This window comes from Clostridium sp. ETTB3, from assembly GCF_053571985.1.
On the sequence record NZ_CP199832.1, the window covers coordinates 1,142,509 to 1,157,886 of the forward strand.

Consider the following 15,378-nt stretch of genomic DNA (forward strand, 5'->3'; position numbering starts at 1 on the left):
GAGGAGAATGTCTATGAATGAAAAAGTATCAGTATTACAAGTAGATAATTTATCAGTATCTTTTAGTATGTATAATAAGGGATTAAGTAAAAGAGATTTAGAAGTTATACATGAACTTAGTATTGATGTAAAGAAAGGTGAAATTGTAGCTGTAGTTGGATCAAGTGGATCAGGTAAGAGTCTTTTAGCTCATGCAATTATGGGAATATTACCTGAAAATTCAAAAACAAAAGGTAGTATAAAATATTATAATGATGAATTAAATGAGAAGTATTTAAGAAAAGTAAGAGGAAAAGATATAGCATTTATACCACAATCAGTAGATTTTTTAGATCCATTAATGAAGGTAGGAAAGCAAGTTGTTGGAATTAATGGTAATAAGGAAAGACAAAAAGAAGTTTTTAAAAAATATAATTTAGATGATAAAGTTGCAGAAATGTATCCTTTTCAATTATCTGGTGGAATGGCAAGACGAGTTTTAATAGCAACAGCTGTAATGAATGAAGCAAAATTAATTATAGCTGATGAGCCTACACCAGGATTAAATTTAGAGCTTGCAATGGAAACTTTAAATAATTTTAGAGAAATTGCAGATAGTGGATGTGGAGTATTATTAATTACTCATGATGTAGATTTAGCTTTAAATGTTGCTGATAGAATTGCAGTTTTTTATTCTGGTACTATAGTTGAAATTGCACAAGTTGAGGATTTTATAAAAGGAAAAGATGCATTAAGACATCCTTATAGTAAAGCTTTTATAGATGCTTTGCCACAAAATAAATTTAAGGAGTTGCCAGGGTATCAACCTTATGCAGGCAATCTTCCAAAGGGATGTTTGTTTAGAGATAGATGTTCATTAAAAACAGATGAATGTTGTATGGAGATTAAAATGAGAAAAGTAAGAGATGGTGAGGTGAGGTGTATTAATGCTACTTGAGGTTAAAAATATAAGCTATAGGTATAGTAAAAGCTCTAAATGGATACTTAAAGATGTTAGTTTCACAGTTGATTCTAAAGAAAGAGTAGCATTAGTTGGACCATCAGGTTATGGAAAAAGTACATTATCAAAAATAATATCAGGATACATAAAGCCTGATAAGGGAGAAGTTTTATGGGATGGAAAGCCAACTCCTGAAAAATGTTATTGTCCAATTCAAATGATTTATCAGCATCCAGAACAATCTATTAATCCAAGATGGAAGATGGATAAGATACTAAATGAAGGTTGGAATGTAGATGATAATTTATTAGAGCAGATGGGAATAGAAAAATCATGGTTAAATAGATGGCCTAATGAACTATCTGGGGGAGAATTACAAAGGTTCTGTATAGCAAGGGTATTAGGTCCAGAAACTAAGTTTTTAGTTTGTGATGAAATAAGTACCATGCTTGATGTTATTACTCAAGCACAAATTTGGAACTTATTATTGAAAATATCTCATAAAAATAATATAGGAATGTTAGTAGTTACTCATAATATGGATTTAGCTAGGAAAGTATGCAATAGAATTATAGAATTACCTAAAATAAATAATAAATTATGAATTTAATAAAATTAAAATGAATAAGAGTATTAAAGTTAAATAGTTTTTTATTTAAATTTAAGTAAGATATTAGTTTTAGAAGGTTTATTTATGGTGATAAAAAATATATTAAATTAAAATGTAGAAAGAGAGTTGATGATAGTGGATTTTTATTCACTAATAGGTTAGCTCTCTTTTTAAATAGGAATTATAACATAATAAAAAATATATTTAGAAAATAGAAGAAAAATAGAGGATATATTCTTCTAAAGAGAGTAAATGAGGAAATTAAGAAATATATAATTAAAAATAAAGAAAATCAAACTTGATAAAGAGTAATTGATACTATATAATATAATTAATTAAAATGCTTAATAGGATTTGGAACAATATATTGGAGGATATAAATGGAATATAATATTTTTGGAGGAAATTTACCAGCGGTAACAATAAAGCTTAACCAAGGAGAAAGTATTTATACACAATCAGGTGGAATGACTTGGATGAGTGAAAATATGGAGATGAGCACAAATATGAAAGGGGGATTATTTAAGGGGATAGGGCGTATGTTATCAGGTGATTCTATATTTATGGCAACATATACAGCAAAAAAATATCCAGGTGAAATAACAATATCAGCAACATTTCCAGGTGAGATAATAGTTTTAGATTTATCTGATGGAAGAGAATATGTATGTCAAAAAAGTGCATTTTTATGTGCAGAACCAAGTGTAAATCTTTCAGTTACAACTAATAAGAGTATAAAGGGTGGGTTCTTTGGTGGAGAAGGCTTTATAATGCAAGAAGTAAAAGGAAGAGGTAAAGTATTTCTTGAAATTGATGGAAGTGTAGTTGTAAAGGAGTTAAATCATGGAGAAAAGCTAATAGTTGATACGGGACATATAGCTGCTTATGAGAGAAGTGTAAAATATGATGCAAAAATGGTAAAGGGATTTAAAAATATGCTATTTGGTGGAGAAGGACTATTTTTAACAACATTAACAGGGCCAGGAAAAGTTTACCTTCAAACAATGACAATGCCAAGTTTTGCAGAAAGAATAATGCCATACATGCCATTATCAAATAATAAATAAGATAAAAGAAAGATAAAAAAGAAACTGTCGCAAAATAAAAATTTTGCGACAGTTTCTTTTTTGAAATTATATTTACAAATTGCATATCTTTAGCTTGCTTTTTTATGGGCAGCTCTTGCAGCTTCTTCTCTGTGTCTTCTAGCATACCATTCTTCACAAATATCATCAAATTTCTTTTCTGTTAAATCAGGTTTAGACATCATAGAAGTAAATGGTGCATATTTACTTGTCTTAGTGTAGAATTTTTTTACTAAAATATGATCTTTCTTATATTCAAATTTGTAGTCTTGATATTTGTCATAATTATAAATTACCATAAAATCACTCTCTTTCATTTCTTTTAATTTTTAACATTGACAATATTAAATAAGACTTATTTAAAATATTTGATAATCATGATTTCTTTGTACATATCTTATCTCTTTGTACAAGTACATTATAAGCCTAAAATCAGTAAAATTCAAAAACGTATTAGTGATAATAAGATAGTGGTAGTGAGAAAATAAAAATCCTAAATATGTAATAATTAAATTTAAAGGAATTTTATTAAATTTAAAGTTGTGTAACTTTATTTGGAAAAATTTATAATTTAATTAAAATATTTAAAATTAATATTATAAAAATTATATGATATAAATAAATTTTTTACTTGCAATAAATATAAAAAATATATAAGTGTCTTTTAATTTAGATAATCATAAAATAGTATAAAGTTATATAATTTGGAGGAGAGTTTGTGGGTAAAAAGAAAAGATATAAAAGTTGTAATTTTAATAAATTTAGCAATTTTACTATTCCTCCATGTGCAGAATTTTTAGGAAGTAATAATCCATTTGTTAAAGATGGAAAATTTATTTATAAGAATTTGAATAGGGTATATTTCTTTTTAACATTTAATTATTCAATGCTTAACAATGTAGACTATGATACATTAAATCCAAGCACTTTTAATTTTATAACAAATGGTAATCTTCAAATAGAATTATATTGTTTTTTAATTGGATTATATATTAATGAAATTGAAAAAGGAAATATAAAATATGATTCAAAAGTAAGTATACATGATGACAAAAATGCTGATAAATTTATAAAGGAAGTTATGGAAAGTAATTATAATTTAAACGAATCATTTGTTCCTGCATTAACATATACAATTTCAAATTCTAATGCAATACTTGCATTTTATACAGGAGTTATTAATATAAGTATGACTAATTTTTATATTATGCTTATGTTAAGTAGATTTTATAGTGACTATGGATTATTATTTTCTGATAATTCATATGTAACTAATGATTTCATAAATAGAACGCTTGCTAATATTTATTTTGAATTTAATCAATATAGATAAATCAATTTCATAGAATACTTGATACTATAATTAATAAATATTAAAATGAATTTTATGAAAGATTTAAAAAGCAATAAACATCAGATGTGAGGTAAAAATGAAAATACGAGTACCAAATTATTTTAAGGATTTTAAATGCATAGCTTCAAAGTGTGAAGATACATGTTGTGCTGGATGGGGAATAGTAATTGATGATGAAGCACTTGAAAAATATCAAAAAGTTCAAGGGGATTTTGGTGATAGATTAAGAAGGGAAATAATACATGAAGGTGGAGAAAATATATTTATATTAAAAGATAATAATTGTCCATTTTTGAATGAAAATAAATTATGTGATATATATAAAGAAGTTGGAGAAGATGCTCTTTGTTATACTTGCAAGCAATATCCAAGGTATATAGAAGAATTTGGTGGAGTAAGAGAAGTTGGAATTTCTTTATCATGTCCAGAAGCTGCAAGAATAATTTTAGGAAATTCAAAAAAAACAACTTTTGAATTAAGTGAAAATAATGAAGAAATAAGCAATTATAATGATATTAATGCTAATTTATATTTACAGTTATTACAAAGTAGAAAGATTGTATTAGATATTATCCAAGACAGAAATATAGATTTAAATGTTAGGGCTGCAATTACACTTAAATTTATTGATGAAGTTCAAGAGAAAATTGATGAAAATGAAATAACAGCAATAAAAGATGTTAGAGAAAAATTTTCAAATGAAGATTTAATAAATGAATTTATTAAAGAATTAGATAAATATAAAAATAATAAAAATAAGAAATATATTAATATCAAAGAGTTTTTTGAAGTATTTAAAAATTTAAAGCATATAACACCAAATGATCCATTAGGATTAAATGATGCAATAAGATATTTTTGGCAAAGTGAAGAAGATAAAGAAATATATTTATCAAAGCATGAATCTTTTAACAATTATTATGAAGAATGTATATATAAATTTGAGAATATATTAGTTTATTTTATATTTAGATACTTTATGAAAGCTGTATTTGATTATGATGTATTAGCAAAGATAAAAACAACAATAGTAAGTTATTTAATGATTAAGGAATTGTGTGTTGTAAAGTTTACTGAAGAAGGTAGATTAACAGATAGTGATATAGTAGATATAAGTCATATGTATTCAAAGGATATTGAACATTTAGAAGAAAATATCGAAAAATTAGCAGAAATATTTGAAATAAATGATGTTTTTAAAGTTGAAGAAATAATAAATGTATTAATTAATTAAACATAAAATAACTATGTAAGGGAAGATAATATATGGAAAATTTAAGTTTTATTTATAATAGAAAAAGTATTAGAAAATTTAAAAATATAGAAGTAAAAGAAGAAGATATTATTAAAATGTTAGATGCAGCTATACATGCCCCATCACCAAAAAATCAGCAAACTTGGCATTTTACTGTGATTCAAAATAATGAATTAATTAATAAAATAGCTGATATAGTAACTAAAAATCATATAAACTTAGCTGAAATGGCAAAAGAAGAAAAGCAAAGAAAAATTATGATGAGTTTACTTTCTTATTATACATGTTTTAAAAATGCTCCAGTATTAATTATTGTATATTCAAAGGAATATTATATGATAGAAGAAAAAATACTTAGCGATAATAATGCAAGTGAGGAAGTTATTAATGAATTAAGATTTCCTAATTCAGCAGCACAAGGAATAGGAGCTGCAATAGAAAATTTCTTGTTAGCTGCAACAGAACTTGGATATGGAACATGTTATATGACTGGACCTACTCATTCAAAAAAGGAAATTGAAAATCTTATTAATTTTGAAAAAGAAGAATATAATTTAATGGCTATGATAGCACTTGGAGTATCAGAAGATGATGTTCCTAATTCACCACCACGTAAAGACTTAAAAGAAGTGGTTACATTTATAAAATAGTCTTTAAGCATAAAAAAATCTGAATAAAAATATTCAGATTTTTTTATTATGTGTGCCCAGCATGGGCACGTACTCGTCGGTGAAAGTCCGATATGGGGGTTGATAGTGCCAACCATTAGCCAAGGACAAGGGTGTCCATCGTGAGGTGGAATCTGAAGGAAGTCGGAGGCAAAACCTTGGTCTGAGGTATACGAATCACATTTGAGGCTTATCTCTATGGGTGAACTTGCATATCAAAGTAAAGCCCTAAACTATCCGAAATAGAGAAAGTATATGTGGCAGATATATGAGGTGAAAGTACGTGTTCTTACCTGGGGAGGTCTGATAGATACATCTAAAATAGATTAATTTCTAATAGATAACCTATATAGTGATATATAGCTGAACTATCAGAAGTCAGCAGATGTCATAGTAACTCCGCTAATCGCGATAGCGGACGAAGGACTGAACGTTAGGAGGTTTACAACTTTGGATAAATCAAAGAAATTACAAAGAAAACAGAAAACTCAATATAGAGACCAAGTGGTGGAAGTAGAAGTGGAACTTCAAGGTAAATCAAAGGTGCAGAGTAATTTTATGGTTTTACCAAATAGGGAAAGCGTAAACGATGAAACATTTGATACTAGTATGTTACTTGAAGAAGTTCTTGAAAGAAATAATATGCTTTTAGCACTTAAGAGAGTAATTAGTAATAAAGGTAGCCATGGAGTTGATGGAATGAAAATCGATGAACTTCGAGAGCATATCAAAAAACATTGGGATACAATTAAAGCTAAAATACTAGAAAGTAAATATAATCCATCACCAGTAAGAAGAGTAGAGATACCTAAAGTTGATGGAGGAGTTAGACTATTAGGGATACCAACTGTGCAAGATAGATTAATACAACAAGCAATAGCTCAAGTTTTATCTAGAATTTATGAACCACTATTTTCAAACAATAGCTTTGGCTTCCGACCTCGTAGAGGAGCAAAGGATGCAGTAACAAAATCGAAGCAATACATAAACGAGGGAAATAGATGGGTTATAGATATGGATTTAGAGAAATTCTTTGATAAAGTTAACCATGATATTCTTATGGGGAAACTTGAAAAGAAGATAAAAGACAAACGACTATTATCATTAATAAGAAAATACTTAAAAAGTGGAATTCTAATTAACGGCGTTTCTGTAACAAGTGCAGAAGGAACTCCGCAAGGCGGTCCGTTAAGTCCATTACTAGCAAACATAATGCTTGATGAATTAGACAAGGAACTTGAAAAGAGAGGACACAAATTTTGTAGGTATGCAGATGATAATAATGTATATGTTAAAAGTAAAAGAGCAGGCATAAGAGTAATGGAATCTATGATAAAACTTATAGAAAATAAGTTAAAACTTAAGGTAAACAAGGATAAAAGTGCAGTAGACTTTGTATCTAAAAGAAAATTCTTAGGGTTTTCTTTCTACTTTGCGAAGGGCGGAGCAGAAATAAGAATTCATGAAAAATCAATCAAGAGATTTAAAGATAAAATTAAGTTCTACACTAATAGAAATATAGGGATTAGTATGGAATCTAGACTAAAGAAATTAAATCAAATAATGATGGGTTGGATTAATTATTATGGAATAGCTAACGCGGTGGCGAAGCTAAAAGAACTAGATAAATGGATTAGAAGAAGACTAAGAGCTTGCATATGGAAACAATGGAAGAAGATTAGCACCAGACATAGAAATCTAGTAAAACTAGGAATTAATAAATACAAAGCATGGGAATATGCAAATACAAGAAAAGGCTACTGGAGAATATCCAAGAGCCCAATCTTAAGCAAATCTCTAAATAACAAATATCTAGAATCACTAGGATTTGTTAGTCTAACACAAACATATCAAATGATGCATTAAATTCTAATGAACCGCCGTATACCGAACGGTACGTACGGTGGTGTGAGAGGACGCTAAATAAAATAATTATTTAGCTCCTACTCGATATAGAAATAAGTAGAAGTAAAGTGACAAGATATTAATAATAATACAATAAAATCTATAAAAATAAATATTATTAAAAATTAAAAAATATAAGATGTTTATGAAAAAAATGTAATATTTTATGGAAAAAGGTTGATGAATTAACAATTTTATAGTAGAATGACAATAAATTAACTAATTAAAATAGTTAAATGAAATATGGGGGGATAAAATGGAACAGAGAGTAGAAGAAAAAAATATTAAGTTACAAGATAAGAAAAAAGTATCTATAATTGAAAAGATAGGTAAAAAAATACCTGATCCAGTTATAATATTTGCTATATTTTATGTAGTAGTATTATTTTCAACACTTTTTTTAGGTGGAAAAACTTTTGAAGTTATGAGTGGTGATGGAAGCTATACAACTCATACTATTGAAAATATGTTTAAAGCAGAAAATATTCAATGGATATTTTCAAATGCATTACTTAATAACTGGTTAGCATATGGTGGAGGAGTATTAGGGACAATTCTTGTTGTTATGCTTGGGGTTGGATTAGCAGAAGAATCAGGGCTTTTATCTACATTAATAAAAAAGGTTGGATTAAAAGTTTCAGATAAGATGCTTCCAATAGTATTAGTGTTTTTAGGTATAATGAGTAGTATTGCTACAGATGCAGGTTATGTAATTTTAATACCTTTAGCAGGGCTTTTATATGCAGGATTAAAGAAAAATCCAATTATAGGTATGGCTGCAGCTTTTGCTGGAGTATCTGCTGGATTTAGTGCTAATTTAATTCCAGCAACACCGATAGATATAATAATTGGTAATAATGCTAAGATATTTGCAGAGGGACAAGGTATTCCTTTTGTTAGTGCAGCAGGAAAGACATTAAACCCAGCCACTATGCATTATTATTTTGTAGTTGCTTCTACTTTTATGTTAGCTACTATAGGTGCTTTTGTAACTATTAAAGTAATTAAGCCAAGACTTGAAAAAGAAAGCTATACAATTACAGAAGATATGAACTTAAATGATTTTACAGTTAAGCCTATTGAAAATAAGGCACTTAAGTTTTCTGGATTAGGATTTATAATTGCAGCTGCTTGCGTAATAGGATTATATTTTGGACCATTAAAAACATTTGTAAATGCAGAAACAGGTGCAAAAGTAACTCCATTTATGGATAATATTATATTAATAATAACATTCATATTCTTTTTACCAGGTGTATTTTATGGTTTTAAGGTTGGAAAGTTTAAATCAGCTAATGATGTAGTTAAAGGTATGTCTAAGCAAATGGGATCTATGGGATCAGTACTTGTACTTACATTTTTCTCATACAACTTCTTAGCATTATTAACTAAAAGTGGACTTGGAACTTATATAACATATTTAGGTGGTAATTTATTAAAAGCTATGAACTTATCAGAATTCCCAATTCTTTTAATAATAGGTTTTATAATTATAACTGCTATAATAAATCTTTTTGTAGGTGGATTAACTTCAAAGTGGATGTTACTTGGTCCAATATTTGTACCAATGTTATATCAAGTAAATTCAAATATGACACCAGAAGTTGTTGCAGCTGCTTATAGAGTTGCTGATTCATCAACTAATATAATAACTCCATTAATGTCATATGCAGGAATCATATTAGTGTATATGAGAAAGTATAAGCCAGAATATACAGTTGGTGATATGATAAGATTAATGATGCCTTATTCAATAAGCTTCTTAATTGGATGGACAATACTTTTACTAGGATTCTTTGCATTTGGAATTCCATTTGGATTCTAGTATTAATAATATAAAAGATAAAGGGGCTGTCGCACTAAAAATTTTATACACAATATATTGTTTTAAAAAATAAAAATCAACAAAATATATTGTAGTATTTATTCTTAATGCGATATCCCCTTTTTATTGCTTATTATGAAAGTTAGGCATTTTTTAATTTTTCAAAGACATTAGATTTTTCAAGTATATTAGCTAATACCATAGCAATGACAATTCCGGTAATAGATTGAATAATATTACTTGGAATAGAAGCAATTGCTCCGGCAAATCCATATAATAGGCTTTCAAATAAAGCATAACCTAACAGTTGAAAAGTACATCCTACAATAGAACCTATAATCCAAGCAAGTTTAGTTTTATTAATTAGTTTTTCTACTATTGTACAAATAATAATAACCATAATAGCTTTTATAAAAAATGTAGCAATTATATATTGCATATATCCACTTAATAAATCACATAATGAAGCTCCTAATCCAGCTGCTAATGCACCTTTTTTCTTTCCTAAAATTAAAGCGGATATAATTATCATTGAATCGCCAATATGAGTATATCCATTTAAAGAAGGAATTTTAATTAAATAAGTTGCAATAAACACTAAAGCAGACATTATAGCTATTTTTGTTATATCTTTAGTAGTGGCATGATGAGTTGACAAAATAACACCTCCATAAAAGATTTCTTTATTAATAAGATAAATCAAAAAATAACAATAATCTAATGTATGGGTACAATATATAAAAGTTAATTAAAAGTTTAAATTTATAAAATATTAAATAATTAAAAATGAATAAAATTGAGAATTATTTGACTATAAATGGTTTTAAATGTAAAATTATAATACATGTAATTAATAAATTTCAATATTTATAAAAATTAGGTAAAATTAAGATTTTAAAAATATGTTTTAAGTTTAAGAAATGAGGGGAAGTAATGGACAATAAAAGAAAAAATGAATTAGGAAGAATATTTATTTTTAGTAATAAAATTAGTGCTGAAGAATTTGAAAAGGTTAACATACAGGAACTTGTATTTTTAATTTTTACAATGAGAGTTTTAAAAGAGAAAAATGCATTAAATAATCATGATTATGATGGTAAAATTATTGCATTTACAAGAGTTTTAATAATAAAACTTAGAACATCTAAAGAATTATATATTGCATATGATAAAAATACTAAATATCCTTATATTGATTTTGAAGAAAGAGCTTGGATTTTTTCACAAAAGGAATTTGCTGATAATGCAGTAGAGCATTTTAATAAGCAAGAAACTTTTTTAGAAATGAAGAAATTAGTAGATAAAGATGTAATAAATGAATTTGGAAAAATGCATTATATTGGAATAGAAAAATTTTTAATTGATAATGGAGAATACACAATTGAAATGAAAAGAAATGAAATATTACCTTCGTGTGATTATAGTAATGTACCAGCAAAAAATATTCCAGTTATAAATCCTAAAATGCAGTTTGCTATGATTAAATTTTTTCAAAATGCGTATTCAAGAAAAAATTATGCTAATAAAGCTGAGGTTATGCGCAATTTAGAAGAAAAAATGCTAGAAGAAGTAATTAATGCAAAATATTTAGTTCCTATAAAATTAGAAAATAATGATTTAAAAATTGATAGTAATGGGATGAATGTTGTTAATAAAGGAAATGAAGTTAGGTTTTCTATAATTAAGGATAAAAATGGTATAAGTTGGATTCCGGCATTTACTGATTGGTATGAATTTGATAAAGCATTTGATAAGAAAAATTGGAAAAGTAGTATTTGTAATTTTCAAGATATATTATTATTGTCAGAAAATTTAGAAGGAGCAGTAATTAATTGTTCAGGACTTTCAATTAAAATAGATGATACTAACAAAGATATAATAAAAGAATTTATAATGAAAAAAAGTAAATTAAAATAAATTTTAAATAAATGGATGTGTAAGATTATGCACATCCATTTGTTTTAGGAACAATTAAAATGGAGTAAAAAAATAATATTGACATAAAATAATATTATATATAAAATTAAAATTCTTGGTGCACTAAAATAAGGAAACTAAGGAAGGATAAAGAGGAGGTATATAAATGAAATTAATATTAAGATATTTAAAAAAATATAAGGCGCTTGTTTTATTAAATTTAGTTGGTGTACTAGGATTTGCTTTAGTTGAACTAGGTATACCTACAATAATGGCAAAGGTAATAGATACAGGTATAGCTTATAATGATATAAGTTATATAAAGCAAATGGGGATAGTGATTGTAGGAATTTCTATATTAGGGGCTATGGGAAGTGTACTTTTAGCATATACTTCAGCTAGTATTTCAACAAAAGTTGTTAGAGATATAAGAAATGATATATTTAAAAAATCACAAGAATTTTCTCATAGTGAATATGACAAGTTTGGAATTTCATCAATGATAACAAGAACTACTAATGATGCATTTCAAGTTATGCAATTTACTAATACAATATTAAGAATGGCAATGATATGCCCTGTAATGTTTGTATTAAGTTTATTTATGATACTAAAGACAAATGCAAAACTATCTTTAATATTGGTAGTTACATTGCCACTTATAGTTTTAGGTGTATTTTTAATTGCTAAGACATCTCATCCATGGTCTCAAACTCAACAAAAAAATCTAGATACATTAAATAGAATATCAAGAGAAAACTTAACTGGAATAAGAGTTATAAGAGCTTTTGGAAATGATGATTATGAAAATAAAAGATTTAATAAAATAAATAATCAATATGCAGGTATTTCAAAGAAATTATTTAAATTAATGTCAGTTGCTCAACCAACATTTTTCTTATTACTTAATTTAGCAATAATAGTATTGTTTTGGATAGCAAGTAAAATGATTAATGTAGGAAGTTTACAAGTTGGACAATTAGTAGCTTTTATAGAATACTTATTCCATGCAATGTTTTCATTAATGCTATTTTCTAATGTATTTGTAATGTATCCAAAAGCACAGGTTTCTGCAGAAAGAATTGAAGAAATATTAACTACAGAGCCATTAATTAAAAATCCTAAAAATGGAGTTACAAAAACAAATAATGAAGGTACACTAGAGTTTAATGATGTTACTTTTATTTATCCAGATGGAGAAGAAGCTGTAATAAAAAATGTTTCATTTAAAGCTAAAAAAGGTGAAACTATAGCATTTATAGGAAGTACAGGAAGTGGAAAATCTACATTAATAAATCTTATACCAAGATTTTATGATGTTACTTCAGGTTCCATAAAGATAGATGGAATAGATGTTAGAGATTTTAATATTAAAACATTAAGAAGTAAGATAGGGTTTATAAGACAAAAAACATTACTATTTACAGGAAGCATAAAAAGTAATATTAAATTTGGTAAACGTAAAGCTAGTCATGAAGAAATGGTGCATAGTGCAAAGGTAGCACAAGCATATGATTTTATAAATAAAAAGGAAAAGAAGTTTGATGAACCTATTGGTGAAGGTGGATCAAATGTATCTGGTGGACAAAAACAAAGATTATCTATAGCAAGAGCATTAGTTAGAAAACCAGAAATTTATATATTTGATGATAGTTTTTCTGCATTAGATTTTAAAACAGATGCTATTTTAAGAGCTGAATTAAAAAAAGAAACAACTCATGCAATAGTTTTAATTGTAGCTCAAAGAATAGGTTCAATTATGGATGCAGATAAAATTATAGTTTTAGATGAAGGAAATGTAGTTGGAATAGGAAAACATAAAGAACTATTAAAAACTTGTTCAGTATATAAAGAAATAGCTTTATCACAACTTACAGAGGAGGAATTAGCATAATGTCAAAGATAAAAGATTCGGTGAAAAAAATTACTCCTTTTGTTAAACCATATAAATTTGGATTTTTAACTGCTATTTTACTTATAGTAATAGCAGCTGTATTTTCAGCAATTGCTCCTAGAACTGAAGGATTAGTTATTACTCAGCTTACAAATGATTCTTTTGATTTAATTAAAGGAGTAAATGGGGCAAGTGTAAATTTTAAATATATCACTAAAATATTAATTGTATTATTAGGAGTTTATCTTGGAAATGTATTAGCAACATATGGAGCAAGTTTTTTATTAACAAATGCTATTCAAAATAGTATGAGAGATTTAAGAAGTGCAGTTCAAGATAAAATAAAAAGGTTACCAGTAAGTTATTTTGATAAAAATAGTTATGGAGATGTATTAAGCAGAATTACTAATGATATAGATACTATTTCAAATGCACTTCAACAAAGTTTAAGCCAAGTTGTAAATTCAATATTAGCAGTTACTTTAGCACTTATTATGATGTTTTCTATAAATGTTAAAATGGCATTGATAGCAACGCTTATAATTCCACTTAGTTATATGGTTTCAAAAGTAGTAGTAAGTAAGTCCCAAGGATATTTTAAAACTCAACAATATGCTTTAGGAAAATTAAATGGTACAGTGCAAGAAATGTATACTGGTTTTAATGAAATAAAGCTTTATGGTAAGGAAGAGGATGCAATAGATGAATTTATTGCTATAAATGGAAAACTTCAAGCAGCTGGATTTAAAGCTCAATTTATATCAAGTACTATGGGACCTTTAGTTTCATTAGTTTGTTATTTAGGTATAGCAGCAATGGGGATTTTGGGAGCTATTATATCAATTGCAGGTGGAATTACAGTTGGTAATCTTCAAGCATTTATAAGATATATATGGCAAATAAATCAACCATTATCACAAGTGACTCAATTATCATCAGCAATTCAATCAGCATTTGCAGCTGTTGATAGAGTATTTGAATTTTTAAATGAAGAAGAGCAGTTAGAAGATAAGAAAACTTCAGTTAAATTAGAGAGACCAAGAGGTAATGTTTCTTTTGAACATGTTAAATTTGGATATAGTGATGATAAAATTTTAATACATGATTTAAATGCAGAAATTAAGGCAGGACAAATGGTAGCTATAGTTGGTCCTACTGGAGCTGGTAAAACTACATTAATTAATTTACTTATGAGGTTTTATGAATTAAAAGGTGGTTCAATTAAAATAGATGGAGTAGATACAAGAGATATGAAGCGTGAGGACTTACGTAGTATGTTTGGTATGGTACTCCAAGATACATGGTTATTTAATGGAACTATAGAGGATAATATAAAATATGGTAGATTTAATGCTACAAAAGATGATGTTATTTTAGCCGCTAAAATAGCTAATGTGCACCATTTTATAAAAACATTACCTGATGGATATAATATGTTTTTAAATGAAGAAGCATCTAATATATCACAAGGAGAAAAGCAATTACTTACTATAGCAAGAGCAATAATTTCTGATCCAAAGATTCTTATATTAGATGAAGCTACAAGTTCTGTTGATACTAGGGTAGAGTTAATGCTTCAACAAGCAATGCAAAATGTAATGAAAGGAAGAACAAGCTTTGTTATAGCACATAGATTATCTACTATAAAAAGTGCAGATTTAATATTAGTTATTAAAGATGGAAATATAATAGAACAAGGAAATCATGAAGAATTAATGGCTAAGGGTGGTTTCTATGAAGAATTATATAATAGTCAATTTGCAGATTCTGCAGAATAATTAAATAAAAAATAAGGTGATGGGGCTGGCGCATTAAAACTTTTATACACAATATATTGTTTTAAAAAATAAAAATTAATACAATATATTGTAGTATTTATTCTTAATGCGACATCCCCATCTATTAAAATTTAATTAGTTTGTAAT

At 26.9% G+C, this 15,378-nt stretch carries 13 protein-coding genes; 11 read left to right on the top strand and 2 right to left on the bottom strand.

From position 1 onward, the window contains the following. Positions 1-7 precede the first annotated feature (7 nt). The 3 genes from ACUN06_RS05630 (at position 8) to ACUN06_RS05640 (ending at position 2,617) form a co-directional block, all read left to right on the top strand. Positions 8-937, top strand: a complete 930-nt coding sequence (locus tag ACUN06_RS05630) for an ABC transporter ATP-binding protein (protein WP_294127682.1) — start codon at positions 8-10, stop codon at positions 935-937. After that, positions 927-1,544: an ABC transporter ATP-binding protein gene (locus tag ACUN06_RS05635; RefSeq protein ID WP_412345502.1), complete on the top strand. Its 618-nt coding sequence runs from the start codon at positions 927-929 to the stop codon at positions 1,542-1,544. The genes ACUN06_RS05630 and ACUN06_RS05635 overlap by 11 nt, the downstream gene beginning before the upstream one ends. A 386-nt stretch (positions 1,545-1,930) precedes the next feature. Beyond that, a complete protein-coding gene (locus tag ACUN06_RS05640; RefSeq protein WP_294367028.1) occupies positions 1,931-2,617 on the top strand; it encodes a TIGR00266 family protein in 687 nt (228 codons plus the stop codon). An 89-nt stretch (positions 2,618-2,706) separates the two neighbouring features. Here ACUN06_RS05640 and ACUN06_RS05645 read toward each other — a convergent pair whose 3' ends face one another. Next, positions 2,707-2,934: a hypothetical protein gene (locus ACUN06_RS05645; RefSeq protein ID WP_294162825.1), complete on the bottom strand. Its 228-nt coding sequence runs from the start codon at positions 2,932-2,934 to the stop codon at positions 2,707-2,709. A 419-nt stretch (positions 2,935-3,353) separates the two neighbouring features. Here ACUN06_RS05645 and ACUN06_RS05650 point away from each other — a divergent pair, with 419 nt between their 5' ends. The 5 genes from ACUN06_RS05650 (at position 3,354) to ACUN06_RS05670 (ending at position 9,642) form a co-directional block, all read left to right on the top strand. After that, on the top strand, positions 3,354-3,968 hold the full coding sequence (locus ACUN06_RS05650) for a hypothetical protein (RefSeq protein WP_291734293.1): 615 nt from the start codon (positions 3,354-3,356) through the stop codon (positions 3,966-3,968). A gap of 97 nt (positions 3,969-4,065) precedes the next feature. Next, positions 4,066-5,223, top strand: a complete 1,158-nt coding sequence (fliB, locus tag ACUN06_RS05655) for a flagellin lysine-N-methylase (protein ID WP_331893265.1) — start codon at positions 4,066-4,068, stop codon at positions 5,221-5,223. A gap of 32 nt (positions 5,224-5,255) precedes the next feature. Further along, positions 5,256-5,894 (top strand): nitroreductase family protein, encoded by a 639-nt coding sequence (locus ACUN06_RS05660; RefSeq protein ID WP_291734290.1) that lies wholly within the window; start codon positions 5,256-5,258, stop codon positions 5,892-5,894. A 468-nt stretch (positions 5,895-6,362) separates the two neighbouring features. Then, on the top strand, positions 6,363-7,778 hold the full coding sequence (ltrA, locus tag ACUN06_RS05665; protein ID WP_291734288.1) for a group II intron reverse transcriptase/maturase: 1,416 nt from the start codon (positions 6,363-6,365) through the stop codon (positions 7,776-7,778). A 295-nt stretch (positions 7,779-8,073) separates the two neighbouring features. Next, positions 8,074-9,642: an AbgT family transporter gene (locus tag ACUN06_RS05670; protein WP_291734286.1), complete on the top strand. Its 1,569-nt coding sequence runs from the start codon at positions 8,074-8,076 to the stop codon at positions 9,640-9,642. Between the two features lie 142 nt (positions 9,643-9,784). On the opposite strand, the gene ACUN06_RS05675 is transcribed toward ACUN06_RS05670, so the two are convergent. Then, positions 9,785-10,300, bottom strand: a complete 516-nt coding sequence (locus ACUN06_RS05675) for an ECF transporter S component (protein ID WP_291734283.1) — start codon at positions 10,298-10,300, stop codon at positions 9,785-9,787. 275 nt (positions 10,301-10,575) lie between these two features. Between ACUN06_RS05675 and ACUN06_RS05680 the strand changes: the two genes are divergently transcribed. The 3 genes from ACUN06_RS05680 (at position 10,576) to ACUN06_RS05690 (ending at position 15,231) form a co-directional block, all read left to right on the top strand. Then, positions 10,576-11,559: an SseB family protein gene (locus tag ACUN06_RS05680; protein ID WP_449390193.1), complete on the top strand. Its 984-nt coding sequence runs from the start codon at positions 10,576-10,578 to the stop codon at positions 11,557-11,559. 166 nt (positions 11,560-11,725) lie between these two features. Continuing rightward, entirely contained in the window at positions 11,726-13,453 is a 1,728-nt protein-coding gene (locus ACUN06_RS05685) for an ABC transporter ATP-binding protein (RefSeq protein ID WP_449390194.1), read from the top strand. Next, positions 13,453-15,231, top strand: coding sequence for an ABC transporter ATP-binding protein (locus ACUN06_RS05690; protein WP_291734275.1), 1,779 nt, complete (start codon positions 13,453-13,455; stop codon positions 15,229-15,231). The genes ACUN06_RS05685 and ACUN06_RS05690 overlap by 1 nt, the downstream gene beginning before the upstream one ends. The last annotated feature ends 147 nt before the right edge of the window (positions 15,232-15,378 follow it).

Excerpts from the sequence above, each read along its gene's own strand:
- ACUN06_RS05640 (WP_294367028.1), top strand. The coding sequence starts at position 1,931 with ATGGAATATAATATTTTTGGAGGAAATTTACCAGCGGTAACAATAAAG.
- ACUN06_RS05645 (WP_294162825.1), bottom strand. The coding sequence starts at position 2,934 with ATGGTAATTTATAATTATGACAAATATCAAGACTACAAATTTGAATAT.
- ACUN06_RS05690 (WP_291734275.1), top strand. The coding sequence starts at position 13,453 with ATGTCAAAGATAAAAGATTCGGTGAAAAAAATTACTCCTTTTGTTAAA.
- ACUN06_RS05630 (WP_294127682.1), top strand. The coding sequence starts at position 8 with ATGTCTATGAATGAAAAAGTATCAGTATTACAAGTAGATAATTTATCA.
- ACUN06_RS05635 (WP_412345502.1), top strand. The coding sequence starts at position 927 with ATGCTACTTGAGGTTAAAAATATAAGCTATAGGTATAGTAAAAGCTCT.
- ACUN06_RS05660 (WP_291734290.1), top strand. The coding sequence starts at position 5,256 with ATGGAAAATTTAAGTTTTATTTATAATAGAAAAAGTATTAGAAAATTT.
- ACUN06_RS05680 (WP_449390193.1), top strand. The coding sequence starts at position 10,576 with ATGGACAATAAAAGAAAAAATGAATTAGGAAGAATATTTATTTTTAGT.
- ACUN06_RS05685 (WP_449390194.1), top strand. The coding sequence starts at position 11,726 with ATGAAATTAATATTAAGATATTTAAAAAAATATAAGGCGCTTGTTTTA.
- ACUN06_RS05670 (WP_291734286.1), top strand. The coding sequence starts at position 8,074 with ATGGAACAGAGAGTAGAAGAAAAAAATATTAAGTTACAAGATAAGAAA.
- fliB (WP_331893265.1), top strand. The coding sequence starts at position 4,066 with ATGAAAATACGAGTACCAAATTATTTTAAGGATTTTAAATGCATAGCT.